Genomic DNA, 13,833 nt, shown 5'->3' with positions numbered 1-13,833 from the left:
TATATCAAGCACATTCCGATACGATCGGACCCTGTTAGTTCAGAAGAGGAGTTGGAACGTATGATATCGATTGATAAATATTGGGAAGATCCGAAGACGCTGCACATTCATCGGGAGAAGGCTCGAGCCTACTACATTCCGTATGACAGCGCTGAGCAAGCGGCCACGCGCAAGAGAGGGCGTTCCCCGTTCTACCAAACGTTAAACGGAGCCTGGAGGTTCCAATATCACTCTAGCGTGGAGGATGTGAACGAAGCCTTCTACGAAGCCGATTATGATGCCTCGGGCTGGGATACACTGCTCGTCCCTTCGTGCTGGCAAACTAACGGCTACGATCAGCTTCATTATTCGAACGTGAACTATACGATTCCGTGCGACCCTCCTTACGTGCCGGATGAGAACCCGGCGGGCTTGTACATCCGTGATTTTGCTGTGGCGGAGCAGTGGGAGAAGAAGGACAAGTACGTCGTATTCGAGGGCGTCAATGCCTGCTTCTATCTGTGGATCAACGGTCAGTTCGTTGGCTACAGCCAGGGCAGTCGGGTTCCAGCCGAGTTTCAGATCGGTGATTACCTGACAGCGGGCGTGAACCGGATGGCGGTCATGGTGCTGAAATATTGCGACGGGACGTATCTGGAGGGGCAGGATCTGTGGCGGTACTCCGGTATATTCCGTGATGTGTATATGCTCGCCCGCGACGAGGCGCACATCCGTGACGCATTCGTCCGTACTTCGCTCGGGCAAGACCGCAGCGAAGCATCGCTGCGTGTGGAGCTGGAGACGACAGGCTCGCTAGATGTCTATGCGACGCTGCTCGGACCAGATGGTCACGAGGTGGGGGCAAGACATGTGACCGTGTCTGATTCGGGAGTGTTGGAGCTGTCGGTAACAGCCCCTCAGCTGTGGAGCGCCGAGCGCCCTGTGCTGTATGAGCTGTACTTGTCTGCAGGTGAGGAGATCATTCGCTTCGCGGTCGGGTTCCGCGAGATCGAGATTCAGGATGGCGTATTCCGCATTAATGGCGTACCTGTCAAGCTAAAGGGCGTGAATCGTCACGACTCGCATCCGCGACTTGGACAGACGATCCCGCTTCCGCATATGATCGAGGACTTGAAGGTCATGAAGCGTCACAATATTAACACGATCCGAACGTCCCATTACCCGAACGACCCGCGCTTCCTCGACCTGTGCAACGAGTACGGCTTCTATGTGATCGATGAGGCCGATCTGGAATGTCACGGACTCGCGATTACGGACAATTGGAAGAACATCGAGAAAGGCTTGAACATGCAGTCGTTCGTCGACTTCCATCAGCTGACCAAGGATGCACAGTGGGAGCAAGCCTTCGTAGATCGTGCAGTGCGCATGGTCGAGCGGGACAAGAATCAGCCGTGCATCGTCATCTGGTCGATGGGCAACGAGTCCGGCTATGGGCCGAATCATATCGCAATGGCGCGATGGACGAGAGAGCGCGATGCTTCAAGACCTGTTCATTACGAAGGGGCCGCTCCTCTCTATCTTGGGCATGAGGATGTCAGCTGCCTTGACATGGAGAGCCGGATGTACGCATCGGTGCCTGAGATTGAAGCGTACGCGAAGGATGAGGCGAGCACGAAGCCGCTCTTGTTATGCGAGTACAGCCATGCGATGGGCAATGGCCCTGGTGATCTGAAGGATTACTGGGACGTCATCTATGCAGAGCCGAAGCTGATGGGCGGCTGTGTGTGGGAGTGGTGCGACCACGGCATCGAGCAGTACACCGAGCAGGGGGAGCGCTACTATGCGTATGGCGGCGATTTTGGCGAGAAGCCGCACGATGGCAACTTCTGTATCGATGGACTGGTAGCACCCGACCGTACACCGCATACCGGCTTGCTTGAGCTGAAGCAGGTCATTGCACCCGTTCGGATCGAGGAGGTTCAGCTGCAGGCAGGTCGTCTAAGGCTTACGAATCTGTATGATTTCATCGACCTGTCGCATCTGAGCTTCCACTGGAAGCTGGAGCGTGACGGTCAGCTGCTGGAGCAGGGTGTTATCGACGGGCTGCGGACGAATCCGCATGCAAGCGAGGAGGTCGTCGTGCCATTCAGCTCGGCGTCTGCTCGCATCATCGACGAGCTGACGTTGACCGTATCGTGCTGCCTGCAGGATGAGACGGTGTGGTGCAGTCGCGGGCATGAGGTCATGTTCGCGCAGTTCGTGCCTTCGATGAAGCGTGAGGCGCTGGCAGACCACGTGCGGAAGGTAAGTCATCAGTCGATCCGGGCGGAGGAGCAGGGCCGCATGCTGCACGTGGCAGGCTTCGACTTCCACCATCAGTTCGATCTGCGCAAGGGGGTGCCGACTCAGCTGTCTAGACACGGTGTCGAGCTGCTCGCAGAGCCGATTCGCTTCAACCTGTGGCGTGCACCGATGGATAATGATCGGAACATGGTCCGAAGATGGACATACGAAGGGCTGGAGCATACGTCCTTGAAGGTATATCGCTGCGACTGGAAGCAGGAGAGCGAGCGCGAGGTCACCGTGACCGTCGATTATTCGATCGGCGTCTACACGCGCAGACCGATCGTACGCGGCATCGCCACGTGGCGCTTCGATGAGCAGGGTGGCGTATCGGTACAGCTGACCGCCTCGGTGAAGGAGGAGATCGACTTCCTGCCTCGCTTCGGCCTGCAGCTCGTCATGCCGGAAGGGATGAGCGAGGTGGAATATGTCGGCTATGGTCCGCATGAGAGCTACATCGACAAGCGCAATAGCGTGCGTAAGGGGAAATATGCATTCCGCGTCGAGGAGATGGAGCACGACTATATTATGCCGCAGGAGAACGGCTCGCGGTGGGGCACCGATTGGGCCATTGTGTCCAACGAGCTCGGGATGGGACTGCACTTCGAGGGGGCGGAGCCTTACTCGCTCAATGTCTCGCATTACTTGCCGCACGATCTGACCAAGGCGAAGCATACGTATGAGCTGGAGAGACGGAAGCAGACGATTGTGCAGCTCGACTACAAGATGAGTGGCGTCGGCTCCCATTCGTGCGGTCCGAAGCTTATGGAGAAGTATCAGCTGAATGACAAAGAGTTCACGTTCCGTATGGACATCAGTCCGATCTTTAAAGAAGACGAATAGCAAGGATGACCATCAGGGGGCGAAATTTCGCCCCCTGATTTGTTCCATATTTCGTATTGACGTGCTAGAGTGTCACATGTATAATCGACTTAAATCGGAACAATGTTCCGAAAATATAAAACACATGTGAAAAGTTGTTCTTGTTATTCGCATAATCGGAATGATATGATACAAGAACAAGATGGAGGGTCATGATGTCCAGAATCGTGAAGGATCTCAGCGGCAAGCTATGGCAAATGGAGAAGATGCGCATCGGGCAAGGGGAGCAGGAAGGCTTCCATGTGCTGCCTGCGGAGCGTCAGGGCGTTATTTTCAGCTGGAACTATGCTTCGGTGCCTGGAGATGTGTACACCGACCTGCAGCGTGCAGGCGAGCTCGACGATCTGTACTACGGCCGTAATATGCACAAGGCAAAGTGGGTGCAGGAGTATGAGTGGTGGTACGTTCGCAGCTTCAACGTATCCGAGGAGATGAAGGGCAAGAAGATTCATCTGGAATTCGAGGGCGTCGACTACAGCTGCACGGTGTGGCTGAATGGCAACCTGCTCGGCTCACATGAAGGTATGTTCTCGCCATTCTCATTCGAGGTTAGCGCATACCTGAACTTCGACAAGTGGGCAGGCGGCTCGAACCAGCTCGTCGTCAAGCTTGACCCGCCGCCTAAGAACTTCCGCAACGTTGGCGGCAAGAAGGTGAACTTCTCCGGAGATTACTTCACGGGACTTGTTCCCTTCGGCATCTGGCGTCCGGTGCGCTTGATCGCAACCGATTCGGTTCGGATCGTGAGCCATCGTACGGAGTCGATCCTCAAGGATGAGGGCGCGAGCGTACAGGTACAGCTTGAGCTCGACAACATGGCTGCAGACGCGCAGACGGTGCAGGTACACGTTGCGCTGAAGGGACATAACTTCGAATCTGCGGTGTCGACGTACTCGGTCGAGGTAACGGTGCAGCCTGGCGTTCAAGAAGCTCAAGTGCTCGTCGATGTAGCCGATGCACAGCTGTGGTGGCCTTGGGACCTCGGTACGCCAAGCTTGTACGACATCGAGATTACGGTTCGTCAGCACGAGCAGGAGCTCGACCGCGTCGAGGATCGGATCGGCATTCGCGACATTAAGATGGAGATGAACCCAGGCTTCACCGCGGAGGAATCGGAATATCCGTGGACATTCGTCATTAACGGGAAGCGCACGTTCCTGCGCTCAGCATGCTGGGGCGGGCAGCCTTCCTTCTTATATGGAAGAAACAGTGATAAGAAATATGAGCACCTGCTGAAGCTCGTGAAGGAAGCGAATATGAACAACCTGCGTATATTCGGCTGGCATCCGCCGGAAATCCAGACGTTCTATCGTCTGTGCGACGAGCTCGGCATTACAGTATGGACGAACTTCACGTTCTCCACGCAAGCGTTCTCGAACGACCCGGCGTTCGTCGATTCGGTCACGAAGGAATGTATCGAGATCGTCAAGCTGCGTCGCAATCATCCGTCGAACATTTATTGGATGGGCGGCGAAGAAGTGTTCTTCACCGATGCTCACGTCGAGAGCGGCAACAAGGAGCTGATGGAGGCGATCGGAGCTGCGATTGCGCCATATACGAACGTCCCTTACGGACTCGCATCACCGCTCAGCAATGAGTTCGGTCAGAGCATGGGCTTCAAGCCGAAGGAGTCGCAGCATGCGAACGAGCATTACTATGGCGGCGGACGCAGCTTCATGGAGGAATATTATCCAGCGCTCGACTGCTCGATCGTGCCGGAGCTGACAGCGGCTTCTGCTCCTGCCATCGAGAGCTTGAAGAAGTTCATCCCGGAGAACGAGCTGTGGCCGATGGGACCGAGCTGGGGCTACCATTGGGCCGACCTCGATATTCTCCAAGGCTTGAACCTGGAAGTATTCGGAGATAAGCGGATGGATTCGCTCGAGCAGTTCGTCGAGTCGACCCAAATCGCGCAGGGCACGATTCTGCAGTTCGCACTCGAGCTGTACCGCAGACGGAAGCCACGGATGAGCGGCGTGTCGCTGTGCCACTTCATTACACATTGGCCGGACATTAAGTGGGGCCTCGTCGACTATTACGGCTTGAAGAAGCTGAGCTTCGATTATGTCAGAACGAGCTACCAGCCGCTGCTGCCGAGCCTTGAGTTCTCGAGAAGACGGTGGAAGCAGGGCGAGACGTTCCAGGGCGGTCTATGGATCGTGAACGACATCCACGACGATCATAACGGTCTGACGCTCGAGTGGACGCTGCGCAACCATCTCGGAGACGTGGCTAGCGAAGGCGCTGTCGAGGTGAATGTGCCGTCGAACAGCTCCGCGAAGTACGCGGCCATCGACTGGCAGGTGGATGCGGATGCAGCAGGTCAATTCACCATTGCACTCGTGCTGAAGCGGGGCGAAGAAGTGCTGGCGAACAACGATTATGTGCTGCTGATCGGCGACCAGGCCGAGGCGAAGCGGATCGTGAACGAGCATCTGGATGAGACCCGTAAGCTGAGAGATGAGTTCGGTCACAGCTATTACCGCTACAACCCGGAGCTGTGGGAGCTTGAATAGCGTTGCAGGTGGTATTCGGCAAGGCGGCAGCTCGCTGCCGCTGGACGGATTGGTCGTGCTGGAGCTCGGCGAACAGCTCGCGGTCTCGTTCGCTGCACTGCGGCTCGCCGAGCTTGGCGCTCGCGTCATCAAGCTGGAGACGGCAGGTGGCTCAGACCGATTGAATGAGCTGTGGCACCGGGGCAAGGAGAGGTACAGCTACGATAAGTCGTGCGGTGACGCGTTCGAGAAGCTTAAGCGGTTGATCGGTCAGGCGGATGTCTTCCTTCGCTCGATAGATGAGGAACAGGATGGACCGTATGGCATACCGGATGCGGAGGCGATGCGAAGCATGAACCCTCGTGTGGTATGCGGCATCGTGACCAGCTGCGGATACGTACAGGAAGCGCCCTGGGCAAGCAAGCAGGCGAGCGAGCTCGTCATCCAGTCGCTGACAGGGATGCCGTGGCTGAACGGGAACGAGGGCGACCCGCCGATGCCGTTCCCGATCTCGGTAGTGGAGCTGTTCACAAGCTCCAATCTGGTGCAAGGGATCTTGTCTGCACTCCTCTACCGTGAAGCTACAGGTGAAGGGATGCGGGTAGACGTCAGCCTGCTGGAGTCGGCGCTCGACTTCCAGTTCGAGGTGCTGACGACGCATCTGAATGATGGCGGCAAGCTGCCCCAGCGGAGCCGCATCAGCAATGCGCATGCGTATCTCGGCGCTCCCTACGGCATCTATGAGACGCAGCATGGGTATGTGGCGCTTGCGATGGGCTCTGTGACGGAGCTGGGCAGGCTGCTGGAGTGCGCGTCGCTGGCCAAATATACGGAAGCCGCAAGCTGGTTCACGCAGCGGGATGAGATCAAGCGTCTGCTGGCTGAGCATCTGCTGACGCGAACGGCGTCCGAATGGGTAGGAGTGCTGGAGCCCGCTGGTTACTGGTGTGCGAGGCTGCAGACCGTCGATGAGCTGCTGAGTCACGAAGGCTTCACGGTGCTGCAGATGCTGCAGCAGGTCCGAACGGTGCACGGAACGGAGCTGGAGGCGCTCCGCTGTCCGATCCGGCTTGACGGAGAGCGGCTCGCTGGCTGCAGGGGGTTATTCGCACCGGGCTATCATACCGCGTCAATCGATGAGGAGTTCGAGCTGCTGTAGAAAGCGAGTGATGGGAACATGCGGAGGCCGCTGGAAGGAATGCTCGTGCTTGATTTCAGTCAATTTCTATCCGGACCTTACGCCGGACTTCGTCTTGCCGATCTGGGCGCTAGAGTGATCAAGATCGAGCGTCCTGACGGGGGCGACATATGCAGAAGGCTGTACATCTCCAATCTGGAGCTCGATGGGGACAGCACGCTGTTCCATTCGATCAACCGGAATAAGGAGAGCTACGCTGTCGATCTGAAGAATGCGACGGATCGAGGCAAGCTGAGGAAGCTGCTCCAGCGAGCCGATGTGATGATTCAGAACTTCAGACCCGGCGTGATCGAGAAGCTCGGCTTCGGCTATGACGATGTACGGACGATCAACCCGCGGCTCGTGTACGGCTCGATCTCCGGCTACGGCAAGGAAGGACCGCTCGTCAAGCGGCCGGGGCAGGATCTGCTCGTGCAGTCGTTCGTCGGACTGCCATGGCTTCAGCGTACCAGCCGAACGAGAAGCGGTCCGATTCCATTCGGACTTGCGATCGCGGATATGATGACGGGCTCACATCTGGCGCAGGGCATACTGGCGGCACTGGTACGAAGAGCTGTAAGCGGTATCGGGGCGTTAGTCGAGGTCAGCCTGCTGGAGTCGACGCTCGATGCGATGCAGGAGCTCTGGGTGGTGCGGGAGAGAGAGCGGGTGCAAGCGCGAGCTGCGCACTCGAGTACGGTGGGTGTAGTTGGCGCAGCTCGAATTAAAGAAAGTGCATCGGGTGCTACTGGCACAGCTTCAGATCGAGATGATACATCGGGTCAAGCTGGCTATGGCGTCTATACTCGGAATCATGTAGCTTCCGAGCTGCCAGCAGGGCTGTACCGTGTGAAGGACGGGTATATCGCCATCGAGCGAGCATCGCTAACCGATCTGTGTGCGGCTCTGGGTATCCATTACGCGATAGAGGAGTCGGCCCCTGTAAGTGCTGCCGACGTGCTGGAGCTGCTGCAGCAGCAGCCAGCTGCCTGCTGGCTGGAGAAGCTTCGAGCGGCTGGCCTCGTGTGTGAGGAGCTGTGGAGCTGGCAGCAGCTCGTGCAGCATGAAGTCTTCCGCGGGCTTGATATGACTCGTCAGGTGAGAAGGCCTTCAGGAGCGCAGATGACCGCTCTCGCGTGTCCAATCCGACTGAACGGTCAGAGGCCGGATGCCGGAGGAGGCGCGCCGATAGTTGGCGAGCATAATGCGAGGATCGAGTCGGAGTGGCAGCTTGTGGAAGCTCGGAATGTAGAAATGAACATAGACAACAAACGGTTATGATAACCATAATGTGGCAATCCAAGAGAGGTGAACGTGTATGAAGCTGAAGGGCATGACCTGGTCACACGAGAGAGGCTTGAATCCGCTTCTCGCTGCATCGCAAGCGTTCCGGGAGCTTGAGCCTGATGTAGACATCGAATGGGACGCTCGGTCTCTGGCCGACTTCGAGCTGTATCCGCTCGAGCTGCTCGCAGACGCCTATGATCTGATCATGATCGATCACCCGCACATCGGTACAGCTGTAGAGAAGAAGCTGCTGATGCCGCTGAATGGGCTGATCGACGCGGACTTCCTGTCCGATCAGGAGCGTCACTCGACTGGACTGAGCTACGCCAGCTACACGTATGAAGGGCAGCAGTGGGCGCTGCCGGTCGATGCGGCCGCACAAGTAAGCGCCTGCCGGACAGACTTGATGCGTGCAGCAGGTGCGGAGGTGGCACCTCGCACTTGGGACGACGTGCTGCAGCTCGCAGGCAAGCTGCCAGAGGGTCAGCGCATCGGTATGCCGCTCGTGCCCGTCCATGCGTACTCGACGTTCTTCACACTGTGCGCACAATTCGCGGACCGCGCTTACTGGAGCGAGGAGCTGGACCTGCCTGAGGAGATCGGCGTAGCCGTGCTGGAGCTGCTCGCCAGCCTCATGCCGGTGCTGCATCCGCAGTCGGTTCATTGCGATCCGATCGACATGCTGAATCGAATGGGAACGACCGACGAGCTCGTGTACGTTCCACTGATCTACGGCTATTCCAACTACGCTAGAGAAGGGTTCCGACCGCACGTGACGTCGTTCACGAACATTCCGTCCAGCAGCGGCAAGCCGAGCGGCAGCATGATCGGCGGGGTCGGGCTGGCGATCTCCTCGAAGTGCAAGTACCCTGAGGTCGCAGCACGCTTCGCGGAGATGACCGCTTCGCCACAGTTCCAGCGCAGCACCTTCTTCTTACGTGACGGACAGCCGGGCCATCGCACAGCATGGCTCGATTCGAAGGTGAACCGCCTGTCTGGAGGCTTCTTCGAGCAGACACTCGACACGCTGATGTACGGCTCGATGCGCCCGCGCTTCGACGGCTACATCGCGTTCCAGGAGCAGGCGGGACATCTCATTCGCGACACGCTGATGCAAGGCAGCAGCGATCTGCGAACGGTCGTTCGTCAGCTGAACGTCATGCACAGGCAGGCAAGAGCTGGAGAGCTCAAGGCGAGAGGGGTGTCGAACGTATGAAGCTGCTAGATGGCATCGTCGTTCTCGACTTCAGTCAATATCTCGCAGGGCCTGTGTCGGCGCTCCGCCTCGCAGACCTTGGCGCACGCGTCATCAAGATTGAGCGTCCTGATGCTGGAGACGGCAGCCGTCAGATTACATTGTCGAATCTGCGAGTGGACGGGGAGAGCACCGTCTTCCAATCGATGAACCGCAACAAGGAGAGCTACGCTGCGAACCTGAAGGACCCATCTGACTTGGACAAAATCAAGAAGCTCATCCAGCAGGCGGATGTGATCATCGAGAACTTCCGTCCCGGTGCGATGAAGAAGCTCGGACTCGATTACGAGTCGGTCAAGGCGCTGAACCCGCGCATCATCTATGGCAGCGTCACGGGCTACGGGGCGGAAGGCCCGTGGAAGAACAAGCCCGGTCAAGACCTGCTCGTGCAATCGATGTCGGGTCTTGCTTGGATGAACGGCGACCGCGATCAGCCTCCGGTTCCGTTCGGTCTTGCGGTTATCGACCTGCATACGAGCTCGATGTTCGTGCAGACGCTGCTCGGCATGCTGCTGCAACGGGAGAAGACTGGCACAGGCGGCCTCGTGGAGATCAGTCTGATGGAAGCGGCGCTCGACTTCCAGTTCGAGGTGCTGAGCGCCTACTTGAATCGGGAGGAGCGCGTGCAGCCCGAGCGGAGCGAATTTCACAACGCGCATGCGTATCTGGGCGCACCGTACGGCATCTACGAGACAGCGGACGGCTATATCGCACTCGCGATGGGCTCGGTGCTGACGCTGGGCGAGCTGCTCGGCTGCGACGCGCTGCTGGGCTATACCGATACGTCGACGTGGTTCAGCCGCCGCGATGAGATCAAGCGCACGCTGAACGCACATCTCAAGACGCAGCCGACCCGCTACTGGCTCGATCGACTGGAGCCTGCGGACTACTGGTGCGCCGAGGTGATGGACTGGGAGTCTGCGCTCGCGCACGATGGCATCGCAGGGCTCGATATGTTCCAGGACGTCGTTCGTACGAGCGGTGCCGTCTTCCGGACGACGCGCTATCCGGTGCGCGTGAACGGCACCGTGCTGAAGCATGCGAAGGGCGCGCCGCGGGTCGGCGAAGATACGGACCGCATTAATGAGCAATTCGAGCTGAGCAGCTCGCAGCAGTAGGAGTGATAGGGCGAGGGGGAGACGAGGATGGAGCTTCACGACATTCGTGTGGACGTTGCCGATTATATCGCGACGATCACCCTGAATCGGCCGAGTAAGCTGAATACGGTCACTCGGTCGATGGGCGAGCAGCTTCGCGCGATCTGCGACCATATGAATAAGAACAAAGAGGTCCGAGTCGTCATCTTGACCGGAGAGGGTCCGAAGAGCTTCAGCGCTGGCAGTGACATCGAGGTGCTGGACGATTACGGCAGTCCGTGGGACCTGCGCAACCGCGACGATTACTGCATGGCGATCCGCAGCATCCGCAAGCCGGTCATCGCGATGGTGAACGGCTATGCGATTGGCGGCGGGCTGGAGCTGGCGCTCCATGCCGACATTCGAATCGCCTCGAGCAACGCCAGGTTCGGGGCCGGGGAGATCAAGCTCGGCTGGATCGGCGGCAGCGGCAGCACGCAGCTGCTGCCCCGCCTCGTCGGGCCGGGCAAGGCAGCCGAGATGGTGCTGACGGGCGCGATGCTGTCCGCGGACGAAGCGCTGCGCACAGGGCTCGTCGAGCGTGTCGTCGAGCCCGACGAGCTCGAGCGCACCGTCCGCGAGCTGGCGTCGACGATCGTCAGCTACAGCCCGATCGCCGTCGAGAATGCGAAGCTCGCGCTCCGGGCGGCGATGAATATGCCGCTGGACGCCGGGCTGCAATACGAGAACAGCTTGTTCGCGTTCTGCTTCACGACCGAGGATGCCCAGGAGGGCAAGCAATCGTTCAAGGAGAAGCGGACGCCTCATTATAAAGGCAAGTGAATTTGACAATCCAAGGAGAGTGTGTAGAGATGATGAAAGGTACGCGCAATGGCAAAGAATACTATCGCTTGTATATCGATGGTCAATGGGTGGACTCCACCTCGGATAAGCTGACCGATGTACAGAATCCGGCCAATGAGGAGGTCATCGCTACCGTTACCGATGCTTCGCCTGAGGATGTACAGAAGGCGCTGGAGTCGTCGCAGCGTGCGCAGCTGGACTGGCAGGCGCTTCCATATGTGAAGCGTGCCGAATATCTTGTGAAGCTGGTGGAGAAGGTGAAGGAGAAGCGCGAGTTCTTCGCACGTCTTCTCGTCATGGAGCAAGGTAAGACGTACGGCGAAGCGCTCGGTGAAGTCGATGACACGATGGCGTATATGATGTATGCCGTCGAGTCTGCGAACAAGATCAAGGGTGATGTGCTCCCATCGAACCGTGTGGGCGAGCTGCTGCAAATTCAGAAGGTGCCTTACGGCGTCACGATCGGTCTGTGTGCGTGGAACTATCCGCTCGCTCTGATCGGTCGTAAGCTCGGCCCGGCGCTCGTCACGGGCAACACGATGATCATTAAGCCGCATGAGCTGACGCCTGTCGCGTCCGCGGAGTTCTTCAACCTGATCCACGAGGTCGGCTTCCCGCCGGGTGTGGCGAACTTCGTGACAGGCACAGGCGCAGAGGTCGGTCAGCTGCTCGTCAGCAGCCCAATCACGAAGCTCGTGACGGTAACAGGCAGCGTGCGTGCCGGACAGCAGATCTATAAGGCAGCAGCGGACAACATTACAGCGCTGTCGCTCGAGCTTGGCGGCAAGGCGCCGTTCATCGTGCTGGACGATGCCGATGTCGATAAGGCGGTCGAGGCAGCGGTTGTCGCTCGCTTCGCGAACTGCGGTCAAGTGTGCATCTGCAACGAGATGGTGCTCGTGCATGAGAAGGTGGCCGACGAGTTCACGGCGAAGCTGCTGGAGCGCGTGAAGCAGGTGAAGCTCGGCGATCCGTTCGACAGCTCGACGACGATGGGCCCGAAGGCGAACGGCCTCGATCTGAAGAAGATCGACGACATCGTGCAGGAGACGGTCGCTCAAGGTGCGAGCATCGCGGCGGGCGGCAAGCGTCCGACGGGCGGCATTTTCGACAAGGGATACTGGTATGAGCCGACGGTGCTGGTCAATGTGAAGCCGGATATGGCTGCGGCGCAGAAGGAGATCTTCGGACCGGTGCTGCCGATTATCCGTATCTCGAGCTTCGAGGAAGCGATCGAGATCGTGAACTCGAGCGAGCTCGGTCTGTCGGCGTACTTGTTCTCGAACGACTACCGGAAGCTGATGCACGGTATGAACGTGCTGCAGGTCGGCACGGTGTTCCTGAACCAAGGCATGTCCGGCTGCATGCAGGGCCACCACAGCGGCCACAAGCTGAGCGGACTTGGCGGCGAGGACGGCGAGTACGGCATCGCGGGCTACCTGCAGAAGCGTACCGTGTACTTGAACTATAATGCTTAATTCGTGACCGAAGCGTCCAAATTATAGCCTCCATCGCGGAGGTAACGTATACAGCCTGCAGTCTGCTACTCGTCCGGGTCACGGCGATAGCCTGCAGGCTATCGTCATAGGAAGGAGGGATACGCCCATGAGTCATTCACGGCTTCGGCTGAACGAAGCGTTAATTGAGGAGATGAATCGCACCGAGCCTCCCTACGGCACGCTTGCGGTCTGGCTGCTCGGCCAGGAGAGTATCGCGGTGAAGGGGGACGGCATCACGCTGTACATCGATCCGTTCGTGTCCGACTATGTGAGCCGGGTGCTCGGGCTGACACGACAATACGAAGCGCCGCTTACACCGGAGCACCTGACGAACGCTTCCATGTGTCTGATCACGCATGATCATGAGGATCATCTGGACCCGGGAACGATGGAGGTTGTGCGTACGACAAGTCCAGATTGTCTCGTGGTCGCACCGCGCTACAGCAAGGCGAGGCTGCTTCAGCTCGGCTTCGAGCCCGAGCGAATCATGGAGGCGAATACGCAGAGGATGACCGACTCGTTCGACGGGAGGCTGCAGGTGCTGGCCATTCCGGCAGCGCATGAGCAGCTTGAACAGGATGCGGACGGTCACCATCGCTATGTAGGCTACGTCATTCGCCTCAATGGTGTCACTGTATATCATGCAGGCGATACGCTGGTGTACGACGGATTGACGGAGCTGCTGCAGTCACAGCGGATCGACCTCGCCTGTCTGCCGATCAATGGCCGCGACTACTATCGTACCCGGCAGCCGATTGCAGGCAACATGAATTACAGCGAGGCGGCACAGCTTGCCTGGGAGATCGGGGCGGATACGGTCATTCCTCTGCATTATGATACGTTCGATTGGAACACAGAGAAGCCGGGTTACTTCGTGCAGGAGCTGTACGAGCGCTATCCCGAGCAGAAGTGTCACTTGCTGGCACGCGGCGAACGGTATGTATACGTATCCGGTCGCTCCTTCATCCGGGGCTGTGAATAGCCTGAACTACGTGAGCGACATAGCTGAATGATG

At 58.3% G+C, this 13,833-nt stretch carries 9 protein-coding genes; all 9 read left to right on the top strand.

Annotated features, from left to right (window positions below):
- Positions 1-60: 60 nt before the first annotated feature.
- The 9 genes from PAE68_RS16320 (at position 61) to PAE68_RS16280 (ending at position 13,800) form a co-directional block, all read left to right on the top strand.
- Positions 61-3,126, top strand: a complete 3,066-nt coding sequence (locus tag PAE68_RS16320) for a glycoside hydrolase family 2 TIM barrel-domain containing protein (protein ID WP_281888668.1) — start codon at positions 61-63, stop codon at positions 3,124-3,126.
- 194 nt (positions 3,127-3,320) lie between these two features.
- The gene (locus PAE68_RS16315) at positions 3,321-5,681 is read left to right on the top strand and encodes a beta-mannosidase (protein ID WP_281888667.1); all 2,361 of its coding nucleotides are present in this window, start codon (positions 3,321-3,323) and stop codon (positions 5,679-5,681) included.
- On the top strand, positions 5,674-6,819 hold the full coding sequence (locus tag PAE68_RS16310) for a CoA transferase (RefSeq protein ID WP_281888666.1): 1,146 nt from the start codon (positions 5,674-5,676) through the stop codon (positions 6,817-6,819). Before PAE68_RS16315 ends, PAE68_RS16310 begins: the two co-directional genes overlap by 8 nt.
- Positions 6,820-6,858: 39 nt before the next feature.
- Entirely contained in the window at positions 6,859-8,118 is a 1,260-nt protein-coding gene (locus PAE68_RS16305) for a CaiB/BaiF CoA transferase family protein (protein ID WP_281888664.1), read from the top strand.
- Between the two features lie 37 nt (positions 8,119-8,155).
- A complete protein-coding gene (locus tag PAE68_RS16300) occupies positions 8,156-9,340 on the top strand; it encodes an ABC transporter substrate-binding protein (protein ID WP_281888662.1) in 1,185 nt (394 codons plus the stop codon).
- Entirely contained in the window at positions 9,337-10,497 is a 1,161-nt protein-coding gene (locus tag PAE68_RS16295) for a CaiB/BaiF CoA transferase family protein (protein ID WP_281888660.1), read from the top strand. Before PAE68_RS16300 ends, PAE68_RS16295 begins: the two co-directional genes overlap by 4 nt.
- Before the next feature lie 27 nt (positions 10,498-10,524).
- A complete protein-coding gene (locus PAE68_RS16290; protein ID WP_281888658.1) occupies positions 10,525-11,298 on the top strand; it encodes an enoyl-CoA hydratase/isomerase family protein in 774 nt (257 codons plus the stop codon).
- 29 nt (positions 11,299-11,327) lie between these two features.
- Complete coding sequence (locus PAE68_RS16285) at positions 11,328-12,797, top strand: aldehyde dehydrogenase family protein (RefSeq protein WP_281888656.1); 1,470 nt, start codon at positions 11,328-11,330, stop codon at positions 12,795-12,797.
- Positions 12,798-12,924: 127 nt separating this feature from the next.
- Positions 12,925-13,800, top strand: a complete 876-nt coding sequence (locus PAE68_RS16280) for an MBL fold metallo-hydrolase (RefSeq protein ID WP_281888654.1) — start codon at positions 12,925-12,927, stop codon at positions 13,798-13,800.
- The last annotated feature ends 33 nt before the right edge of the window (positions 13,801-13,833 follow it).

Source organism: Paenibacillus sp. YYML68, assembly GCF_027923405.1.
In the GTDB taxonomy this organism is placed as follows: domain Bacteria; phylum Bacillota; class Bacilli; order Paenibacillales; family NBRC-103111; genus Paenibacillus_G.
This window is presented reverse-complemented; position numbering and strand designations above follow the sequence as displayed.